General features: G+C 64.2%; 28 protein-coding genes and 1 pseudogene. 4 read left to right on the top strand and 25 right to left on the bottom strand.

What is annotated here, in order from left to right; translation table 11 throughout:
• Positions 1 to 22 precede the first annotated feature (22 nt).
• Positions 23 to 871 carry a DMT family transporter gene (locus tag AC1D3B_RS16725; RefSeq protein WP_478191776.1) on the top strand — a complete coding sequence of 283 codons (849 nt, stop codon included), beginning with the start codon at positions 23 to 25 and terminating at the stop codon, positions 869 to 871.
• On the opposite strand, the gene AC1D3B_RS16730 is transcribed toward AC1D3B_RS16725, so the two are convergent.
• The 9 genes from AC1D3B_RS16730 to AC1D3B_RS16770 form a co-directional block, all read right to left on the bottom strand.
• Positions 872 to 1,906, bottom strand: a complete 1,035-nt coding sequence (locus tag AC1D3B_RS16730) for an NADP-dependent oxidoreductase (RefSeq protein ID WP_478191777.1) — start codon at positions 1,904 to 1,906, stop codon at positions 872 to 874.
• An 89-nt stretch (positions 1,907 to 1,995) separates the two neighbouring features.
• Positions 1,996 to 3,279 carry a HAMP domain-containing sensor histidine kinase gene (locus AC1D3B_RS16735; protein WP_478191778.1) on the bottom strand — a complete coding sequence of 428 codons (1,284 nt, stop codon included), beginning with the start codon at positions 3,277 to 3,279 and terminating at the stop codon, positions 1,996 to 1,998.
• Positions 3,276 to 3,965, bottom strand: coding sequence for a response regulator transcription factor (locus AC1D3B_RS16740; protein ID WP_478191779.1), 690 nt, complete (start codon positions 3,963 to 3,965; stop codon positions 3,276 to 3,278). Before AC1D3B_RS16740 ends, AC1D3B_RS16735 begins: the two co-directional genes overlap by 4 nt.
• A 34-nt stretch (positions 3,966 to 3,999) precedes the next feature.
• Positions 4,000 to 4,503 carry a DUF4260 domain-containing protein gene (locus tag AC1D3B_RS16745; RefSeq protein WP_478191780.1) on the bottom strand — a complete coding sequence of 168 codons (504 nt, stop codon included), beginning with the start codon at positions 4,501 to 4,503 and terminating at the stop codon, positions 4,000 to 4,002.
• Positions 4,503 to 4,952 carry a Spy/CpxP family protein refolding chaperone gene (locus tag AC1D3B_RS16750; RefSeq protein WP_478191781.1) on the bottom strand — a complete coding sequence of 150 codons (450 nt, stop codon included), beginning with the start codon at positions 4,950 to 4,952 and terminating at the stop codon, positions 4,503 to 4,505. The genes AC1D3B_RS16745 and AC1D3B_RS16750 overlap by 1 nt, the downstream gene beginning before the upstream one ends.
• Positions 4,953 to 5,091: 139 nt before the next feature.
• Positions 5,092 to 6,891: a phosphoenolpyruvate--protein phosphotransferase gene (ptsP, locus tag AC1D3B_RS16755; RefSeq protein ID WP_478191782.1), complete on the bottom strand. Its 1,800-nt coding sequence runs from the start codon at positions 6,889 to 6,891 to the stop codon at positions 5,092 to 5,094.
• 146 nt (positions 6,892 to 7,037) lie between these two features.
• Positions 7,038 to 7,307: an HPr family phosphocarrier protein gene (locus AC1D3B_RS16760; protein ID WP_478191783.1), complete on the bottom strand. Its 270-nt coding sequence runs from the start codon at positions 7,305 to 7,307 to the stop codon at positions 7,038 to 7,040.
• Positions 7,276 to 7,731 carry a PTS sugar transporter subunit IIA gene (locus tag AC1D3B_RS16765; protein WP_478191784.1) on the bottom strand — a complete coding sequence of 152 codons (456 nt, stop codon included), beginning with the start codon at positions 7,729 to 7,731 and terminating at the stop codon, positions 7,276 to 7,278. The genes AC1D3B_RS16760 and AC1D3B_RS16765 overlap by 32 nt, the downstream gene beginning before the upstream one ends.
• Before the next feature lie 111 nt (positions 7,732 to 7,842).
• Positions 7,843 to 8,376: a hypothetical protein gene (locus AC1D3B_RS16770; RefSeq protein ID WP_478191785.1), complete on the bottom strand. Its 534-nt coding sequence runs from the start codon at positions 8,374 to 8,376 to the stop codon at positions 7,843 to 7,845.
• 102 nt (positions 8,377 to 8,478) lie between these two features.
• On the opposite strand from AC1D3B_RS16770, the gene AC1D3B_RS16775 reads away from it, so the two are divergent.
• Positions 8,479 to 8,979, top strand: a complete 501-nt coding sequence (locus AC1D3B_RS16775; protein ID WP_478191786.1) for a TlpA disulfide reductase family protein — start codon at positions 8,479 to 8,481, stop codon at positions 8,977 to 8,979.
• Between the two features lie 125 nt (positions 8,980 to 9,104).
• Here AC1D3B_RS16775 and AC1D3B_RS16780 read toward each other — a convergent pair.
• Positions 9,105 to 9,251, bottom strand: a pseudogene (locus AC1D3B_RS16780) (cytochrome c); the annotation flags it as partial.
• Positions 9,252 to 9,388: 137 nt separating this feature from the next.
• Between AC1D3B_RS16780 and AC1D3B_RS16785 the strand changes: the two are divergent.
• Together AC1D3B_RS16785 and AC1D3B_RS16790 are read left to right on the top strand one after the other, a co-directional pair.
• Complete coding sequence (locus AC1D3B_RS16785) at positions 9,389 to 10,102, top strand: cytochrome b/b6 domain-containing protein (RefSeq protein ID WP_478191787.1); 714 nt, start codon at positions 9,389 to 9,391, stop codon at positions 10,100 to 10,102.
• Entirely contained in the window at positions 10,099 to 10,680 is a 582-nt protein-coding gene (locus AC1D3B_RS16790) for a GNAT family N-acetyltransferase (protein ID WP_478191788.1), read from the top strand. Before AC1D3B_RS16785 ends, AC1D3B_RS16790 begins: the two co-directional genes overlap by 4 nt.
• 36 nt (positions 10,681 to 10,716) lie before the next feature.
• On the opposite strand, the gene AC1D3B_RS16795 is transcribed toward AC1D3B_RS16790, so the two are convergent.
• The 15 genes from AC1D3B_RS16795 to AC1D3B_RS16865 all read right to left on the bottom strand — a co-directional run.
• Positions 10,717 to 11,223, bottom strand: a complete 507-nt coding sequence (locus AC1D3B_RS16795) for a redoxin family protein (RefSeq protein WP_478191789.1) — start codon at positions 11,221 to 11,223, stop codon at positions 10,717 to 10,719.
• A 69-nt stretch (positions 11,224 to 11,292) separates the two neighbouring features.
• Positions 11,293 to 11,562: a 30S ribosomal protein S17 gene (gene rpsQ / locus AC1D3B_RS16800; protein WP_478191790.1), complete on the bottom strand. Its 270-nt coding sequence runs from the start codon at positions 11,560 to 11,562 to the stop codon at positions 11,293 to 11,295.
• Positions 11,563 to 11,571: 9 nt separating this feature from the next.
• Positions 11,572 to 11,823 (bottom strand): 50S ribosomal protein L29, encoded by a 252-nt coding sequence (gene rpmC, locus AC1D3B_RS16805; RefSeq protein WP_478191791.1) that lies wholly within the window; start codon positions 11,821 to 11,823, stop codon positions 11,572 to 11,574.
• A gap of 14 nt (positions 11,824 to 11,837) precedes the next feature.
• Complete coding sequence (gene rplP, locus AC1D3B_RS16810) at positions 11,838 to 12,254, bottom strand: 50S ribosomal protein L16 (RefSeq protein WP_028250943.1); 417 nt, start codon at positions 12,252 to 12,254, stop codon at positions 11,838 to 11,840.
• A gap of 28 nt (positions 12,255 to 12,282) precedes the next feature.
• Entirely contained in the window at positions 12,283 to 13,203 is a 921-nt protein-coding gene (gene rpsC / locus AC1D3B_RS16815; RefSeq protein WP_478191792.1) for a 30S ribosomal protein S3, read from the bottom strand.
• A 16-nt stretch (positions 13,204 to 13,219) separates the two neighbouring features.
• Entirely contained in the window at positions 13,220 to 13,552 is a 333-nt protein-coding gene (gene rplV, locus AC1D3B_RS16820) for a 50S ribosomal protein L22 (protein WP_478191793.1), read from the bottom strand.
• Positions 13,553 to 13,561: 9 nt separating this feature from the next.
• Complete coding sequence (gene rpsS / locus AC1D3B_RS16825; protein WP_007838132.1) at positions 13,562 to 13,840, bottom strand: 30S ribosomal protein S19; 279 nt, start codon at positions 13,838 to 13,840, stop codon at positions 13,562 to 13,564.
• A 10-nt stretch (positions 13,841 to 13,850) separates the two neighbouring features.
• Entirely contained in the window at positions 13,851 to 14,675 is an 825-nt protein-coding gene (gene rplB / locus AC1D3B_RS16830) for a 50S ribosomal protein L2 (protein WP_478191794.1), read from the bottom strand.
• A gap of 2 nt (positions 14,676 to 14,677) precedes the next feature.
• Complete coding sequence (rplW, locus tag AC1D3B_RS16835) at positions 14,678 to 15,013, bottom strand: 50S ribosomal protein L23 (RefSeq protein ID WP_093162195.1); 336 nt, start codon at positions 15,011 to 15,013, stop codon at positions 14,678 to 14,680.
• Positions 15,010 to 15,630: a 50S ribosomal protein L4 gene (gene rplD / locus AC1D3B_RS16840; RefSeq protein ID WP_478191795.1), complete on the bottom strand. Its 621-nt coding sequence runs from the start codon at positions 15,628 to 15,630 to the stop codon at positions 15,010 to 15,012. The genes rplW and rplD overlap by 4 nt, the downstream gene beginning before the upstream one ends.
• Positions 15,630 to 16,310 (bottom strand): 50S ribosomal protein L3, encoded by a 681-nt coding sequence (gene rplC / locus AC1D3B_RS16845; protein WP_478169980.1) that lies wholly within the window; start codon positions 16,308 to 16,310, stop codon positions 15,630 to 15,632. The genes rplD and rplC overlap by 1 nt, the downstream gene beginning before the upstream one ends.
• Positions 16,311 to 16,489: 179 nt before the next feature.
• Positions 16,490 to 16,993 carry a hypothetical protein gene (locus AC1D3B_RS16850; RefSeq protein WP_478191796.1) on the bottom strand — a complete coding sequence of 168 codons (504 nt, stop codon included), beginning with the start codon at positions 16,991 to 16,993 and terminating at the stop codon, positions 16,490 to 16,492.
• 41 nt (positions 16,994 to 17,034) lie between these two features.
• Positions 17,035 to 18,636 (bottom strand): hypothetical protein, encoded by a 1,602-nt coding sequence (locus tag AC1D3B_RS16855; protein ID WP_478191797.1) that lies wholly within the window; start codon positions 18,634 to 18,636, stop codon positions 17,035 to 17,037.
• Positions 18,637 to 18,760: 124 nt separating this feature from the next.
• The gene (gene rpsJ / locus AC1D3B_RS16860; RefSeq protein ID WP_028250951.1) at positions 18,761 to 19,075 is read right to left on the bottom strand and encodes a 30S ribosomal protein S10; all 315 of its coding nucleotides are present in this window, start codon (positions 19,073 to 19,075) and stop codon (positions 18,761 to 18,763) included.
• 23 nt (positions 19,076 to 19,098) lie between these two features.
• On the bottom strand, positions 19,099 to 19,242 hold a 144-nt coding region (locus tag AC1D3B_RS16865), incomplete at its 5' end, for an EF-Tu C-terminal domain-related protein (RefSeq protein ID WP_478084152.1).

The raw sequence follows: 19,242 nt of genomic DNA on the forward strand, positions 1-19,242 counted from the left end.
GGCCCGCTTAAGCTCGGCGGCCATGTCTTCCACGCTGAACGCTCTCGCCGCCATCGCGCTCTGGGCCACGCTCGCCTCGCTGGGCACAGCGCTCTCGCATCTGCCGCCCTTCCTGCTGACCGGGCTCGCGCTGATGATCGGCAGCGTCATGAGCTGGCCTCTGGTGCTGCGCAATCGCCATGCATGGGCGGTGCCGGCGCGCACGTTGGCGCTGGGGATCTATGGCCTGTTCGGCTTTCACTTCCTGCTCTTCATCGCGCTGCGGCACGCGCCGCCGGTCGAAGCCAACCTGGTCAACTACCTGTGGCCGCTGTTCATGGTGGTGCTGGCGCCGTTGCTGCTCCCTGGCGTGTCGCTGCGCCCGCTGCATGTGGTGGCGGCGCTCCTTGGTTTTGCGGGCGCGGCCATCGCGATCCTTGGTGCGCGCGGTGGCGCCTCGACGGATTCCGGCGGGAGCTACTGGGGCTTCCTGCCCGCACTGGGCTCGGCGTTCATCTGGGCCAGCTACTCGCTGTGGACGCAGCGCGTGCCGAGGTTCCCAACCCCTGCGATCGGCCTCTTCGGGCTCGTATCGGGTGCGCTGTCGCTGGTGTGCCATGCGTTGCTGGAACCTTCGGCCACGCTCTCTGCCCATGACTGGCTGCTTGTCACACTGTGCGGACTCGGCCCGCTGGGTGCCGCGTTCTTCTTCTGGGACATGGCCCTCAAGCGTGGCGATGCGCGGCAGATCGGCATCCTGAGCTACATCACGCCGCTGGCATCGACCGCGCTGCTGCTGATCGTCACGCAGCGCCCGCTGAGCTGGACCATCGCGCTCGCCGCAGCCCTCATCATCTCGGCCGCGGTGATGGGGACGCGGGCGCGACGATAGTCAGTCGGCTATCTTGAGAACCAGCTTGCCGAAGTTCTCGCCGGTGAAGAGCTTTGTCAGCGCTTCGGGAAAGGTCTCGATGCCTTCGACCACGTCTTCGCGGCTCTTCATGCGGCCGTCCTTGAGATAGCCCGACATCTCGGCCACCGCGAGGTGATAGCGGTCGGCGTAGTCGAACACGACCATGCCCTGCATACGCGCCCGGTTGACGAGCAGGCTCAGGTAGTTCTTCGGCCCCTGCACCGGCGTCGTGTTGTTGTATTGGCTGATGGCGCCGCAGATGATGATGCGGGCACCGCGCGCGAGCTTGGCCAGCGCTGCGTCGAGGATCTCGCCGCCGACGTTGTCGAAGTAGACGTCCACGCCCTTCGGGCAATGCGTCTTCAGGCCTTCGCGCACCGCGGCAGGCCCGGCCTTGTAATCGATGCAGGCGTCGAAGCCCAGTTCCTTCACCACCCATTCGCACTTGGCCTGCCCGCCGGCGATGCCGACGGCGCGGCAGCCCTTGATCTTCGCGAGTTGCCCGACGGTCTGGCCGACGGCGCCGGCAGCGCCGGAGACCAGCACGGTTTCGCCGGGCTTGGGCGCGCCGATGTCCATCAGGCCGAAGTAGCCGGTCATGCCAGGCATGCCCAGCACGTTGAGCCACTGCGTGATCGAACCGACGTTCAGGTCGATCTTCGTGAGCCCGTTGCGCTTGATGTCCTCTTGCGGGATCAGCGCGTACTCCTGCACCCCGAGCGTGCCGTAGACGATATCGCCAACCGCGAACGCCGGGTTGCGCGAGGCGGCCACGCGCCCCACGCCGCCGGCGCGCATGACGGCGCCGATCTCGACCGGCGGGATGTAGCTCTTGCCCTCGTTCATCCAGCCGCGCATGGCGGGATCGAGCGAGAGCGACAGCGTCTTGACGAGAACGCCGCCTTCGGCCGGCTCGCCCGCCGGTTCGGTCGTGAACTGCCAGTTGTCTCGCGTGGCCATGCCTTCGGGCCGCTTGGCGAGTCGGACCTGGCGATTGGTGAGGGTGCTGCTCATGCTCGTGTCTCCTTGAGGGGCTGTTCGGGGCAGCCGCATCGTAGCGCCGGGCCCATCACGCGCCGGTAGCGAAGGCGACAATGCGCCGCTCAGGCGGCAGGCAGCACGACGCTGATGGCGAGACCCGGATTGGCGTTGCGCACGGTGAGCGTGCCGCCATGGGCCTCGGCGACCAGCCGACACAGGTACATGCCGAGCCCGACGCCGCCGGTCGCGCGCTGGCGGGCACTGTCGGTGCGGTAGAAGGGCTCGGTCAGGCGCTCCAGCTGGGCCGCATCGACGCCCGGGCCGAAGTCGCGCACCTCCAGTTCCACGCCCTGCCCCGATCCTTGCAGCGCGATGCGGGGAGGCTGCGTGGCATCGCTGCCATGGCGCAATGCGTTATCGAGCAGATTGCGCACCAGGAGTCGGATGCGCGAGCGATCGAATGCCAGTGTCGGAAGGTCCGCGGCGAGATCCAGCGTGACGCGTTGGCCTTCGGGATGCTCGTTCACTGCCTCGCGGACGAGCGCCGCGAGGTCGACCGGCTCGCGGTGCAGCGCGGCATGCGGACTCGCAAGGCGTTCGCTTTCGAGAAGGTCACTGATGAGGTCGCGCATTTCTGCCAGATCGCGCAGGAGCGCGGCACGCTCGGTCGCGCCCTCCGGCGTCGCCGGCAGCAATTCGGCATTGAGCCGTGCGCGGGTCAGCGGCGAGCGCAACTCGTGGCTGAGCGCGAGCAGCAGTGCGCGCTTGGCGTCGAGCATGCCCTGGATATCGCGCGCCATGGTGTTGATGCGCAGTGCCAGGTCGCCCAGTTCGTCTCGGCGGCGCAGCGGGATGGGGACATCGAAAGCCCCGCGACCGAAGCGTTCGGCGCCGGCACGGATGTCGTCGAGCGGCCTCAGAAGCCGGCGGACGTAGGCATAGGCGAGCACGATCATCACCAGCAACAACGCCAGCGTGATCCAGCCGATGCCCTGCGGCTCGCGCTGCCAGGGCAAGGTGCCGATGCCGAAGCTCACGCGATGTCCGTCGGCGGTGGTGCGGCTGAGCCAGTCGCCGCGCGGGCCGAAGCCGTGCGCATGGCGATCGGGATGCGAGTCCCAGTTCACGCTCGGGCCTTCGATGCGGATGGAGATCGGCAACCGTGCCACGAGCGCCTGTGCGCGACCCACGTCGGGCGGCGTGCCGAGCTCGGCCACGATGCGATCCATGTAGTCGGCGACGACAGGCCGGGCCGCGTCGCGCCAGCCGGTGGAGAACGCGCGCTGCATGCCGCCCAGGAACACCGCCGTCATCGCCAGCGCGAGCAGCACGAACACGATGATCAGGCGAACGCGCAGGGAATGGCGCCAGCGGTGACGCCAGCGCCGGCTCCGGCCCGTGTTCACGTCGGTCCGCCCCGGCCGACGGCCAGCGTGTAGCCGGCGTTGCGCAGCGTCTTGATGCAGTCCAGCGGCTCCAGCTTTTTGCGCAGCCTGCTCACCACGATGTCGACCGCGCGCGTGTAGAGCTCGGCCTCGTGGCCTCGCAGACGGTTCAGGATGTCGTCACGGCTCCAGACCTTGCCGGGCTGGTCCGCGAGAAGGGCCAGGAGTTCGAACTCCGTGCTGGTGAGATCGACGCGCTCGCCTTGACGGAGGACCTCGCGCTTCTCGAGGTCGATCGAGAGCCCGTCGAACACGCGGCGCTGGGGCGGCACGGCCGAAGGCGCGGCGCGTTGCCGACGCAGGATGGTCTGCACGCGAGCGACCAGTTCACGCGGCTCGAAGGGCTTGGGCAGGTAGTCGTCGGCGCCGAGTTCGAGGCCAACGACGCGATCCATCACGTCGCCGCGGGCGGTCAGCATGACGATGGGGATGTCGCTTTCCTTGCGGATCTCCCGGCACAACGCGAAGCCGTCCATCTCGGGGAGCATCACGTCGAGGATCGCGGCGTCGTAGCGTTCCGCCCGCAGCCTGGCCAAGCCGTCGCTCGGGCTGGTCGCACTGTCGAGCACGCAATCGAAGCGGGCGAAGTAGCTCGCGAGCGGCGCGCCCAAATGCTCGTCATCATCGATCAGCAGGATTCGCGGCATGAAACATTCTCGCTCGCCCCCAGCGCGCAACGCATCACCATGGATCCACAGGCCCGATGCGCCCGAGATGGGTAGCACCGAAGCCGGTCGCGTACTTGAGGCCGTAGCCCAGCGCGCGGTCGAAGCCGATGTGGGCGCACCAGATCAGCCCCATGGCCATTGCCACCGGCGCATCGCCGAGCGAGCCGAGCAACAGGGTCGCCACCGGCACGATGTACGAATGCGCCGCGTTGTACGCCGCCGCGCCCACCCGTGGCCCGGCCAGGTAGCCGAGGAATGAGAAATCGGGCAACAGGAACAGCATCGCGAAGGCGCCCCAGCCGGCACCGAGTTGCGTATAGGCGACAACCGCCGCGACCAGCACGAGCAGGCCCTCCACCCGCAACACCCAGCGAACACCACCGGAAGCGGCCCCGACCATCGCACCGGACTCCCCTTCCAGAGGGCCGCCGCGCAGGGCCGCTCCCAAGCGGCCGGCCCGCCCCCGGTAGGGGGTTGGCGAAGCGACACGAAGTGCGCGCAGCCTGGGGGCGAGCATCAGGATCTCCGTCCGCGTTCCATGAAGTCGCGGACCTTTTGCTGCTGCGCCGGATTGAGGCTGTCGAAGAAATCGGCAGCGGCAGCGATCACGTCCGGACTGCCCGCCTGCACCGCCGCCGTCTTCTCCTCGACCAGCTTCTTCGCCCGCTCCTGGTCGAGCTTGGCGCCGGCGAACAGCGAGCGGAACTCGGCGCGCGGATCACCGCCACCGCGCAGCGCAGCGCGTTGTGCCTGGATCTTCTCGGTGAGCACCGTGAGTTTCTGCTTCTGCGAGGCGTCGAGTTCGAGCTTGCCGCTCACGCGCTCGACCATCCTGGCGCGGAACTCGGCGCGGTCCTGCTCCGAGGCCCCGCTCCAGCCATGACGACTGCCACAGCCCGCGAGGCTGCCGGCGACCAGCGCCGCGCCGGCGATACCGAAGATTGAACGTTTGAACCAGCGATTCATGAGAGTCTTCCTTCAATAACGATCGAAATCGATCAGGAGACTCGATGGTGCTTTCGACGCGCCGCGAAGTCCTTTCGGGGCGGTTTCGCTGTGTTTCGGTTTATTGCATGGCTCGCTCGAGAGCGCGCTGCGGGGGCGGCTAGCGAATCAGCGCCGCGGCGGGTTCCTCGGACTCCAGCACGCCCTGCGCCCAGGCCTCGAGCTTGGTCGTGTCGGCCCGCAGGACCTCCTGCTTCACCGCCAGGATCTGCGAGGGATGCATCGAGAAGCTGCGCAGGCCCAGGCCGAGGAGAAGGCGCGTGAACACGACGTCGCCCGCCATTTCGCCACACACGCTCACGCCCTTGCCCTGCCGGCGGCACTCGGCGATCGTGTCGGCGACCAGGCGCAGCACGGCCGGGTGCGCCGGGTCGTAGAGGTGGGCCACGGACTCGTCGGCACGATCGATGGCCAGGGTGTACTGGATCAGGTCATTGGTACCGATCGACAGGAAGTCGAAGTACTTGAGGAAGGTCTTCAGCGTGAGGGCGGCAGCCGGGATCTCGATCATCGCGCCGAGCTTGACGTTGCCGTGCACGACGCCGCGGTTGTCGAGTTCGGCGCGCGCGAAATCGATCAGCGAGAGCGTCTGGCGGATTTCGCTCACGTGCGCGAGCATGGGAATCAGCAGGTGGATCTCGCCATGCGCGGCAGCACGCAGGATCGCGCGCAACTGCGTGAGGAACATCGCCGGGTCGGCAAGGCTCCAGCGGATTGCACGCAGGCCCAGGGCAGGGTTCAGGTGCGAATCCTCGCGGACCGATTTGCCGTCGAGCGGCTTGTCGGCGCCGACGTCGATGGTGCGGATGGTGACGGGCATGCCCTGCATGCCCTCGACCGCGCGCCGGTAGGCCTGGTATTGCTCTTCTTCGTCCGGCAGGCGCGTCATGCGCTGTGCCTCGCGCCCCATGAAGAGGAATTCGCTGCGGAAGAGGCCCACGCCGACCGCACCGGCTTTCACGGCACCGACCGAGTCTTCCGGCATTTCGATGTTGGCGAGCAGGTCGACGCGCTGGCCGTCGAGCGTGACGGCCGGCTTGTGGCGCAGCCTGGACAGTCGTCCGCGCTCCAGGTCGCCCTGTCGCTGCTTGAAGCCGTACTCGGCCAGGATGATCGGAGAGGGGTCGACGATCATCACGCCGGAATCGCCGTCGATGATTACCCAGTCGTCCTGCCGCACCAGCTGGCTGGCGCTGCGTGCGCCGACCACGGCCGGAATGTCCATGCTGCGCGCCACGATCGCGGTGTGCGAGGTGCGCCCGCCGACGTCGGTCACGAAGCCGGCGAACACGCTCTTCTTGAACTGCAGCATGTCGGCCGGCGACAGGTCGTGCGCGATGAGCACCAGCGGCGCGTCGAAGGCGTCGTTCGCGGTCGGATCGGGCTGCTCGTCGTCGTTTTCCGCGGCCCGCTTGCGCCGCGGCGGGGTCGGCGCGAGCACCGCCGCGGTCCCCTTCATGCGGTGCAGCAGGCGTTCGACCACCTGTTCGAGGTCGGCCTTGCGCTCGCGCAGGTATTCGTCCTCCATCTCGTCGAACTGGCGCGCGACCACTTCAAGCTGTGTGGTCAGCGCCCATTCGGCGTTGTAGAGCCGCTCGACGATCCAGTGCTTGACGCCGCCCGTGAGCACCTCGTCCTGCAACAGCATCTGGTGCACTTCGAGCAGCGCGGCGAGTTCATGAGGCGCGTCGTTGGGCCCCATCAGCGCGACGCTCGCCTGGAGCTTCTGCAACTCCTCTGCCACCGCGTCCCGGGCCATACGGACGCGATCGATCTCGGTCTCGATCTCCTCAGGCTTGATGAAGTAGTGGGCCACGTCGATGCGACTCGACACCACCAGCACCGCACGCCCGATGGCGATGCCACGGGCAACAGGCAGTCCGTGGATCGAGAACGTCATCCCGGAACCCCCTACGAAGAAAGCGAGCGCGTAGCGCAAGCGCCGTTGGTGAAATGCCGCAGAACCGGCTCCGCCGGGCTGCAGGCATTGCCCCCTGAAAGGGGGTGGGCGTTTACACGAAGTGAAAAAGCCTGGGGGTAAGCCACTTATTCGCCTTCACCGAACTTGTCGTTCATGAGCGCGACGATCGCGTCCAGGGCTTCCTGCTCGCGCTCGCCGTTGGTTTCGATCTCCACCATGACGCCAAGGCCCGCTGCCAGCATCATCACGCCCATGATGCTCTTGGCATTCACGCGGCGGTCACCGCGCGCCAGCCAGACCTCGCAGGGATAACTCCCCGCAAGCTTTGTGAGTTTGGCCGAGGCCCGCGCGTGCAGGCCCAGCTTATTGCTGATGGTCACGGATGTCTTGATCACTGTGCTTTCTTCTTGCCTGATTCTGAGGCGCCGCCACCGCCACCTGCATCACGCCTGCGGTTCCGCCGGTCACGGCGCGCTGCACCAGAGTATCCAGCGGTTCGTTACGGTAACTCACGGCGCGCAGCAACATGGGCAGATTGACACCGGCAACGAGTCGGGAACGGATGCCGTCGACCAGCTTTTGCGCCACGTTGCAGGGCGTGGCGCCGAACACGTCGGCCAGCACCAAGACCTGGGAGCGTGGGGTGCGCTGAAGTTGCGCCAGCGTGATGCGCGCGGCGGCGAGGGTTTCCTCCGGCGACACGTTGGGCAGGACGTCGAGCGCGACGATCGACTGTTCGCTCTCGGGAAAGACATGCAGCGCGCACTGCCGCAGCGCCTGGGCGAGCGGTGAATGGGCGATGATGAAGATGCTGTTCATGCAGGTCGGTGAATGTCCGCCAATTATGCGGGGGCGTTCATCAGATGTAGAAATAAGACAACACACAGCATCCCACAAACGGACCGGGCGCGCGCCACCGTCTTCCGTGGATCACGGTATGTGCAATCCCTCGAAGAACGTCTGGAGCGCATCGGAGGACGACGGCGATCCGACCACCGTGGCCTGGTAGACGGCCACACCGTCCGGACGCTGCTGCGCAAACCATAGGACATGCGCCGCCTCGGCGTGGTCTCCTTCCCCTTGCGTATCCAGGCGCACCGGCGCCGGCGATGGCGCCGCCCGGGGGAGGATTGCAGGGGTTTCTGCGACCGATGCGCCCGCCAGCTGAAGACGCGCCGCCGCGCGCCAGGCCCGGATCCAGCTTTCGGCCTGCCCCAGACTGCTTGCCGAGGCGTGGGCGACGGCGAAGGTGGCTCCTCCAGCCCTGCACCCCGCCATGTCCACGGGCACCGATTCGGTGCCGAGCGGCAGCACGCGTGTTGCGCGGTCGGGCTTGCATGGCAGCAGCACGATCACGCCGTCGTTCCCGACCGGGACTTCGCGCCAGTTGAAGGTGGGGCTGCATGCGACGGCGGCGGCGGCCACGGAGACGGCCGCGACGCGTAGATACGGAGAGAGGGGCATGGGAAGTTCGATTATCGAACGCCGCACCGGCCGCCCGGAACCGAGGTCCGGGCACGGTCAGGCGATGGGAACTAAAATTCGCAGGCTCGCCCACCATCTGCCATGAAAAAAGTCATCTACGCCACCTCAGTCGCGCTCGCCTTGGTCGTCGCCGGCGTTGGCGTCTACCTGAACACGGGAGTGTCCGCAGCCCCGGCTTCGACCTTCGTGCTCCTGGATGGCAGCAAGAAGACCACCGAAGATCTCAAGGGCAAGGTGACGCTGGTCAACTTCTGGGCGACCAGTTGTGTCACTTGCGTTGGCGAGATGCCCAAGGTGATCGCGACCTACGACAAGTACAAGTCACAGGGTTACGACACGTTGGCTGTGGCCATGAGCTACGACCCGCCGAGCTACGTCGTCAACTTCGTCGAAACGCGCAAGCTGCCGTTCAAGGTGGCGATCGACAACACCGGTGCCGTCGCCCAGGCCTGGGGCGATGTGAAGCTCACCCCCACCACCTACGTCGTCAACAAGCGCGGCGAAATCGTCAAGCGCTACGTCGGCGAGCCCGACTTCGCCGAACTGCATAAGCTGATCGAAAAGCTGCTTGCAGAGGCGTAAGTCCTCGCCGAACACCGCCGATCGCTTCCAGAAATGCCGCGGATCCGGCTCCGCCGGTCCGCCGGTGTTGCCCCCGATCAGGGGGTAGGCGAAGCGACACGAAGTGCGCGCAGCCTGGGGGCGAGCTACTTGTTCCTGAAGGTGTCGTGACAGGTCTTGCAGGTCTCGCCGAGCGCACCCATGGCCGTCTTGAGCGCGTCGAGATTGCCGGCCTTGGCTGCAACCAGGAGCTTGTCGGTGTCTGACATCAATCGGTCGCTCAGTTCCTTGAACTTGGCCTGCTCCTTCTACGGCGCTCGAGCCAGCTTAGGGATTTGCCGTCGTTCACGACTAGAGACAACCCACAGGACGCGCCGCGCCGGAAGTTTGCTAATCTGCGAACCCAGCCGCCATGCGCAAGCCGCCACCGATGACCGCCTCCTTCGAGCCTACCTCCCGCCGTTATGGCCTGGACGGCGCCAGGGTGGGTCGCACACGGATCTGGGACCTGCCGACACGGCTTTTCCACTGGGCGCTGGCGGCGGCGGTGATCGGGCTGATTGCCACCGGTCTGGGCGGCGTCATGGAATGGCACTTCCGGCTGGGCTATGTCGTGCTGTCGCTCTTGCTTTTCCGCGCGGTCTGGGGCTTCGTGGGCGGGCGATGGTCCCGCTTTGCGGCATTCTTCTATGCGCCGAACTCGCTCGTCGCCTACCTTCGGGGCAGAGGCCATCCCGATCACCTGATCGGGCACTCGCCGCTCGGGGCGCTGTCGGTGTTCGCCTTGCTTGGCTTCCTCGTCCTTCAGGTCTCGACCGGACTGGTCGCGGACGATGAGATCTCGGCATCGGGGCCCCTGACACGCTTCGTTCCGGGAGCCGTGGTCAGCGCGGCCTCGACCTGGCACACGACGGCGGGCAAATGGATCCTCATCACGCTGGTGAGCTTGCACGTGCTCGCCGTGCTCTTCTACGTGATCGTCCGGGGCCGCCGGCTGGTGCGCCCGATGATTACCGGAGACAAGCTGGTCGCGGACGGGAGCGCCGCGCCGAGCCGCGACGACGTTGCCTCTCGCCTGCTGGCGTTCGCCGTGTTCGCAGCTTGTGCCGGATTCGCGACCTGGATCGCGTCGTTGCGCGTATGACCTATTCTGTTTCACGTCCCCTGCCATTGGCAGACACCCCGGAAATCGTACTCATGACGCCCGATGAGCCGCATGAACTCGAAGCCACGCGTGCGATCTTTCGGGACTACGCGGCCTCGCTCGGAGTGGACCTTGGGTTCCAGAATTTCGACGAAGAACTCGCCAAGCTTCCGGGCGAATATGCAGAGCCAAGGGGCGCGTTGTTGCTGGCATTGGTCAACACGATCGACACTGCAGTGCCAATCGATACACCGCCGATGCAGAGATTGCAAGGCGGATTGGCGCACGTTGCCGGCTGCTGTGCCTTGCGGCCGCTCGACACTGCCGACTATCCCAACGCCGCGGAGATGAAGCGTCTCTACGTGCGTCCGGCCTTTCGTGGCGTGGGGCTGGGGCGCCAACTGGCCGAGGCCGTCCTCGACGTGGCGCGCGGCGCCGGCTATGCCTGCGTGCTACTCGACACACTCGACGACATGGAATCGGCGCGGGCGCTGTACGAAGACCTGGGTTTCGTCGAGGTGCCGCCCTATTATCACAACCCGATTGCGGGGTCGCACTACCTCAAGGTGGACCTTTGAGCTCGCTCCGGGTCCTTCACGCGATAACGCGGCAGATCAGCCTTTGGCTTGGGCCAGCAAGGTATCGGCGTCGCTGACTTCGAATTTGCCGGGCGCTTCCACATTGAGCGTCGCGACCTTTCCATCCTTGACCAGCATAGAGTAGCGGTTGCTGCGGACACCCATGCCGCGCGAGGTCAGGTCCAGCGTGAGGCCGGTGGCGTTCGCGAACGCGGCACTACCGTCGGCCAGCATGCGAACCTTGGCGCCAGTCTTCTGATCGCGGGCCCAAGCGCCCATGACGAAAGCATCGTTGACGCTGACGCACCAGATTTCGTCGACTCCCGCGGCCTTGAAGTCCTCGAAATGCTGGACATAGCCCGGCACGTGCTTGGCGGAGCAGGTGGGAGTAAAAGCGCCGGGCAATGCAAACAGGGCGATGGTCTTTCCAGCTGAAGCCTTGGACACATCCACAGGGTTCGGGCCGATGCTGCAACCCTCGCCGTCGACTTCGGAGTACTCCTGCAGAGTCGCCGGGGGAAGGGTGTCGCCAACTTTGATCATCTAATGCTCCAAAAATGAAAAACGGCCCACATTGTGGGCCGTTTTTGAATGGGCTGCGTTTGCCTGCGTTCAGACCAAGACGGCCTTTTCGACCAACCGGGTCACGACCCAGTTCTTCGTCTTCGAAATCGGCCGGCTTTCGGTGATCTCGATGGTGTCGCCCAGCTTGTACTCGCCCTTTTCGTCATGGGCGTGGTATTTGCTGGTCTTCGCCACGATCTTGCCGTAGAGCTCGTGCTTTACACGGCGCTCGACCAGCACGGTCACGGTTTTCTCACGCTTGTCGCTGACCACCTTGCCGATCAAGGTGCGCTTGAGGGATTTTTTAGCTTCCGTCATGTTCACTCCTTACTTGGCGGCTTGGGCTTCTTGCTGCTTCTGAGCAAGAATGGTCTTGGCACGCGCGATGTCGCGGCGCGTCACGCGCAGCGTAGACGTGTTCGACAGCTGTTGCGTGGCTTTCTGCATACGCAGGCCGAAATGCGCCTTCTGCAGATCTTTGATTTCGGTCTGCAGGCCCGCAACGTCTTTGTTGCGCAGCTCGGCAGCCTTCGAAGTCTTGGCCGGAGCCGCAACTTCCTTCTTCTTACGTGTTGCCATGGTGTTCTCCTCGATCAGGCGCCGAGCTGGCGCGCGACAAAGGTCGTACGCAGCGGCAGCTTGGCAGCGGCCAGACGGAAGGCCTCGCGAGCCAGTTCTTCGGGAACGCCGACGATCTCGTAGATCACCTTGCCAGGCTGGATTTCGGCGACGTAGTACTCGGGGTTTCCCTTACCGTTACCCATCCGCACTTCTGCGGGCTTGTGGGAGATCGGCTTGTCGGGGAACACACGAATCCAGATGCGGCCACCGCGCTTGACGTGACGCGAGATCGCGCGACGTGCGGCTTCGATCTGACGGGCGGTGAGACGGCCGCGGTCGATCGACTTCAGGCCGAAGTCACCGAACGACACCGCGTTGCCGCGGGTCGCGATGCCGGTGTTGCGGCCCTTTTGTTCCTTGCGGAACTTTCTGCGTGCAGGTTGCAGCATGTTTCTTACTCCGTAGTTCTAAGACCGATCACTCGGTCTTGGCACCGTCAGCTGCTGCAGCTGGCGCGGCTTTGCGGACGCGCTTAACGGCGGGTTTCGAGTCTGCACCGAGAGCCGCAGGAGCGGCGCCCGTGGCTTCTGCGGGCTTGTCGCTGCCATCGGCCGGAGCGACGTTGCCGCCGATCGGACCGCGAGCACCGGCGCGCGGACCACGACGGTCGGAGCCGGGACGGTCGCCACCAGGACGGCCGTCACGACGCGGGCCGCGGGGGCGACGCTCTTCGTCAGGACGCGGGGTCTCGACGGCCGGCAGGTCATTACGGCCCAGCGTGTCGCCCTTGTACACCCAGACCTTGACGCCGATAACGCCGTAAGTGGTCTTGGCTTCCGAAGTGCCGTAGTCGATGTCGGCGCGCAGGGTGTGAAGCGGCACACGACCTTCGCGGTACCACTCGGTACGGGCAATTTCGATGCCGTTCAGACGACCCGCCGACATGATCTTGATGCCCTGGGCGCCCAGACGCATGGCGTTCTGCATCGCACGCTTCATGGCGCGGCGGAACATGATCCGTTTCTCGAGCTGCTGCGTGATGCTGTCGGCGATCAGTTGGGCATCGATTTCAGGCTTGCGCACTTCTTCGATGTTGACCGCGACCGGCACGCCGAGCTGCTTGCCCAACTCGCGCTTGAGGTTCTCGATGTCTTCGCCCTTCTTGCCGATCACGACGCCCGGACGTGCCGAGTAGATCGTGATGCGAGCGTTCTTGGCGGGACGCTCGATCAGCACACGCGAGACGGATGCGTTCTTGAGCTTCTTCTTCAGGTACTCGCGCACCTTGATGTCTTCAGCCAGCATGCCGGCGAAGTCACGGTTGCTTGCGTACCAGCGGCTGGACCAATTACGGCTGACCGCAAGGCGGAAGCCGGTTGGGTGGATTTTCTGTCCCATATTTCTTCCAGGCCTATTAGTTGCCAACCGTCACGTACACATGGCACGTGGGCTTGCTGATGCGATTGCCGCGACCCTTGGCGCGCGCGGTGAAGCGCTTGAGCGTGGCGCCTTGCTCGACGTAGATGGTCTTGACCTTCAGGTCGTCGATATCGGCACCGTCGTTGTGCTCTGCGTTGGCGATGGCCGACTCGAGCACCTTCTTCACGATCACAGCGGCCTTCTTCTGCGTGAATTGCAGGATGTTGAGCGCTTGATCAACCTTTTTGCCGCGAATCAGGTCGGCGACCAGACGGCCCTTGTCGACCGAAAGGCGGACGCCGCGGAGGACTGCACGTGTTTCAGACATGGTCGTTCCTTACTTCTTCTGGACTTTCTTGTCCGCGGGGTGCCCCTTGAACGTGCGTGTGAGCGCAAATTCACCAAGCTTGTGGCCGACCATCTGGTCGGTGATGTACACAGGCACGTGCTGCTTGCCGTTGTGCACGGCGATGGTCAGGCCGATGAACTCGGGCAGGACCATCGAGCGACGCGACCAGGTCTTGATCGGCTTCTTGTCCTTGGTCGTCACGGCCTTGTCGGCCTTAGCCACGAGGTGGTGATCGACAAACGGACCTTTTTTGAGAGAGCGAGTCATTTGCTAACCCTTACTTCTTGCGACGCGACACGATGAAGACCTGCGTGCGCTTGTTGTTACGGGTGCGATAACCCTTAGTCAGATTGCCCCACGGGTCGACAGGATGACGGCCTTCGCCGGTCTTGCCTTCGCCACCACCGTGCGGGTGGTCAACCGGGTTCATCACCACGCCGCGAACGGTCGGGCGAATACCCATCCAGCGCTTCACACCGGCCTTGCCGAGTTGGCGCAGGCTGTGTTCCTCGTTGGCAACTTCGCCGATGGTCGCGCGGCACTCGACGTGTACGCGGCGCACTTCGCCCGAACGCATGCGGACTTGGGCGTAGACGCCTTCGCGGGCGAGCAGCGTGGCCGACGTACCGGCCGAGCGGGCGATCTGAGCGCCCTTTCCAGGCTGCAGTTCGATGCAGTGGATCGTCGAACCCACAGGAATGTTGCGAATCGGCAGCGTGTTGCCTGCGCGGATCGGAGCTTCCGAGCCGCTCAGCAGCGTTGCACCGGCTTCCAGACCGCGCGGGGCGATGATGTAGCGGCGCTCGCCATCGGCGTAGCACACAAGCGCGATGTGGGCAGTGCGGTTCGGGTCGTACTCGATACGTTCGACCTTGGCCGGAATGCCGTCCTTGTTGCGCACGAAGTCCACCACGCGATAGTGGTGCTTGTGGCCACCACCCTTGTGACGCGTCGTGATGTGACCATTGTTGTTACGGCCGGCCTTCTGGAATTGCGGTTCCAGAAGGGCTGCGTACGGCGCACCCTTGTACAGGTGGTCCCGCGAAATCTTCACCGCGCCGCGTTGACCCGGCGAAGTGGGTTTCATCTTGATGACGGCCATGATTAAGCGCCTTCCCCGACGAGATTGAGCTCTTGACCAGCCTTGAGCGTCACATAGGCCTTGCGAACGTTGTCGCGGCGACCGACGGACTTGCCGAAGCGCTTGGTCTTGCCCTTGGTGTTGAGCACCGACACGCCCTGGACTTCGACCTTGAACATCAGTTCAACAGCTGCCTTGATCTCGGGCTTAGTGGCATCCTGCAGCACCTTGAAGGTGACGGCATTCGACTTCTCGCCGACCATTGTGGCCTTTTCGGACACGATCGGGGCGACCAGCACATTCATCAGACGACCTTCGTCGAACTGGCGTTGTGCAGGAGTAGGGTTCATGCGGCTCATGCGAACATCTCCTTGAGCTTGTCGACGGCACCCTTGGTAATCAGCACCTTCTTGTAGTGGACCAGCGACACCGGATCGGCGTAACGCGGTTCGACCACGAGCACGTTGACCAAGTTGCGCGAGGCCAGATACAGGTTCTCGTCAACTTCCTCGGCAATCACGAGCACGGACTCGAGGTTCATTGCCTTGAACTTGGCGGCCAGCGCCTTGGTCTTGGGCGAGTCGACCTTGATCGAATCGACCACAGCCAGACGCCCCTCGCGCGCAAGTTGCGAAAAGATGGACGCCATGCCGGCGCGATACATCTTTTTGTTAATCTTCTGCGAGAAGTTTTCGTCAGGCATGTTCGGGAAAATGCGGCCGCCCCCACGCCACAGTGGCGAGGAAGTCATACCGGCACGGGCGCGGCCCGTTCCCTTTTGCTTGAAAGGCTTCTTGGTCGAGTGCTTGACCTGTTCGCGATCCTTCTGGGCGCGCGTGCCTTGGCGTGCATTAGCCTGGAATGCGACGACGATTTGGTGAACCAGATCTTCGTTGTAGTCGCGGCCGAACACCGTCTCGGGGGCGTCGAATTTCGACGCGGCTTGCCCTTGTTCGTTCAGGAGTTCGAGTTCCATTACTTCGCCCCTTCAGCGGCTTGCGGCTTGGCCTTGACAGCCGGGCGCACGGTGACGAAGCCACCCTTAGAACCCGGAATCGCACCCTTGATCAGGAGCAATTGACGAGCCTCGTCAATACGGATCACATCGAGGTTCTGGGTCGTCACAGTGACGTCGCCGAGATGGCCCGTCATGCGCTTGCCGGGGAACACGCGGCCGGGATCCTGCGCCATGCCAATTGAGCCGGGCACGTTGTGCGAACGGCTGTTACCGTGCGACGCGCGCTGCGAGCTCATGTTGTGGCGCTTGATGGTGCCAGCGTAGCCCTTACCGATCGAGGTGCCTTGCACGTCGACCTTCTGGCCGACCGCGAACACGCTGGCAGCGGCAATGACGCCGCCCGCCTTGTGCTGACCAGCCGTATCGGCGGTTACGCGGAATTCCTGGATGATTTCGCCTGCTTCGACGCCCGCCTTGGCGAGGTGACCGGCTGCGGGCTTGGTGACACGCGATGCTTTGCGCGAACCGAACGTCACTTGCAGCGCGACGTAGCCATCGTTCTCTTGGGTTTTGATCTGGGTCACGCGGTTGTTCGACACATCCACCACCGTGACAGGAACTGCGTCCCCGTCATCGGTGAAGAGACGCATCATCCCCACCTTGCGGCCCAGCAACCCGAGGGAGTTGCTCAGACTCATTGGTTTCTCCAAAACTCCCGCCGCTGCCACTTCAATTGGCGACAGCGTTTGGCATACGGAAGAAGGTTGATAAAGATCTGCGCAAGAACGCTCGGGGAGCGCAAGTTTGGGCAGAGCCGTAGATTATAGCCCGCCGGCGCGCGAGGGCGCAAGCGCCCGTGAAGGACGTTCGTAGGAGGCTACTTCACGGGCATGGGCCGGATCTTGTCCCCACTCGGTGTTTGCTTGACATCCCCGCTGCCAGGCAGAGCGTTCGCAGCCTTACCGACCTGGATCGGAATCGACGTGGCGCTGGTCGCACCGTATTGCGTCGTGAACACGTGAAGATAGCCAACGCCTTCCGCAGCGGGCACGACCTCCACAGCCAGCGCAGTCGCTCCCCCTGGCGGCAGGGTCCTCGTCGCGTTGCTCGTGCCAAGTGACAATCCGCCGTCCACCGCCAGCCTCAGCGCGGCCCCAGTCGGATCGGTGATGCCATCGAAAGTCAACACGACCGCGACGACCTTGCCGACCTGCGGCGTCTCGGTGTCCACGCGAAATTGAACAACAACACCGGAGCCGTTCGCCTTCATGGGCGCAGTCTTCATCCGCAACCGTGAGTTCTCTTCCTTGGACCACGTGTTGCCTACGCCATCGGCACTTGCCGGAATGTGCGCGAACAGCGCCAGCATCAGCGCAATCACGCCTGCCCCGACTCGAATATGAGCGTCCGCGAGTGCGCGCCTCATTGAATGGTTATGTTGAAGCATGTTGCTGCCGAGGAGTTGTTGAAGTCGTTGATTACCAGAACGCTTTCGCCCGCGGGCAGGCTGACTGAGCTTGTCTCGGTCGTGCTAAAAGCATCGGCTTCAGCGACCTGTCGCCCGCTGTAGACGACAAAGTCCGGGTCGGAGCCCGATGGGCCGACCGCCGTGATCGTGTAACTGCGCGCCGTCGGCGTAGTGAATCTGAGGTAGACGTAACTTCCAAGCTTGTTGCCCGCCCCGGCCTGGTTTGAAACGCAGGCCGACGTGACGCCGCCGCCTACAGTAGCTGCGCGGTACATCGGGAGGGTGCTCGCAGCTCCTGAAATGCCGCCGTCATTTGTCTCCAGCGTCCCGAAGGGGTCATTGGCAGCGGCGCTGATGTTCTGGGCGGACAGCAGTCCGGCCAAGGCGGAGGCGCTGGTCGGTGCCGCCACGTCGAACGCTGCGGTGAAAGGATGGATGGAGGTAACCGCTATGCCGCCCTTAAACGTCGGGCTGGTCAGCGTATCGTGGATAGGCTTGAATCCGACCATGCTGTTCAGTTTCCACAAGATGGAGTGGATGGATGCCTCGCGATACCAGCCCGGGTTGGGGCTAGCTCCTGTCGACAGGTCAACATTGGAGCCCTGCGCCTGCCCTACCCCCACCGCGTCCGTGTAATTCATCCGGGCAAGTGCAATGCCAGACCACGCATTTCCCCAGCCTTCGGAAAAGGCTACCCGCCGATCCAAGCTATCAGCCATTGAATGGCTGCCTCCCGGTGAATCGTCGCGACTGAACGCGGATTGGTAGTAGTGCCCCCATTCATGAGCGATCACCGAGGCGTCGTATTCATCAGTGTCGACGTTTTCCTTTCCTAGCACATAGATCGCCGAGGTCCCGTCATCGTTGCTGAAAAACGTCGTGCCGATCTGCCCCAACGCCGGATTGCCAGTCGCAGGTACGTTGTTGGCGCTCCAGAAGAGACGCAGTGCCGGAAAGGCCGTGCTAGGCGCAATGGAAAGGATTTTCGTCTGTGCGGCGTAGACAGTGTCGAGTACAGCGAAAGGGGCTGCCACACGGCCCGAGGTGTAGCTCGCTCCCCCCCACCCGGATGGGGCATGGACGTTACGCGTACCCGCCGCCGCGCCGGTAGAAAATGACCCGCTTTCCATGGCGTAGATGGCATTCGACTGCGTATTGTCTCGAACGGTGACGTCCCATGTGGCGCCCGATCCTCCCTGCAGCATTTGGGCCTTGACTCGCACAACGACAGAGGTGTTAGCGGGAACGGAGGCGGAGTACGCGCCGTTCGCATCCGTTGTCGTAGTGGCCAGAATTGCTGAGGTACCGTCGACGATCTCCACGACCGCGCCCCGGACCGGTTTCGGCGTGCTCGCCGAATACATGAGCGCGCCTGTCGCGTTGGGGATCGAGTCGTAGGTCGCGACACCATTCAATGCGACAGTCGTCGCAGCAGGCGTACCGGCGCCGAACAGGGCCGCACCGCCCCCACCGCCCCCACCGCCGCCTCCGCCGCATGCTCCAAGCAAAGCCAGACCGACCAACGCCATTCCTCGCAAGAACCAAGTTCGAATCATGCTCCGAGCCTCTCTGAGCGTTCGCGGCTGCAGATAGCCGCTATTTCTAGGATGCCACAGCTAGCGGCAAAAAAACAAAGCCCGCGTGCATTTCTGCAAGCGGGCCGGGTAGTCTGCGACCTACTTATTGCAGCTTGATCTCGACGTCGACGCCAGCCGGCAGGTCGAGCTTCATCAGCGCGTCCACGGTCTTGTCGGTCGGGTCCACGATGTCCATCAGGCGCTGGTGGGTGCGGATCTCGAACTGGTCGCGGCTCGTCTTGTTGACGTGCGGCGAACGCAGGATGTCGAAACGCTTCATGCGGGTCGGCAGGGGCACCGGGCCCTTGACGATCGCGCCGGTGCGCTTGGCAGTGTCCACGATTTCAGCTGCCGACTGGTCGATCAGCTTGTAATCGAACGCCTTCAGGCGAATGCGGATTTTTTGCTTGGTAGCCATAGGGATTCCTTTGCGCGTTCGAATCAGATGTCAAGGATCTTGGCCACGACGCCCGAGCCCACGGTACGACCACCTTCGCGGATGGCGAAGCGCAGACCTTCTTCCATAGCGATCGGGTTGATCAGCTTCACGGTGATCGACACGTTGTCGCCGGGCATGACCATTTC

The sequence above is a fragment of the Variovorax sp. P5_A3 genome, assembly GCF_056400665.1.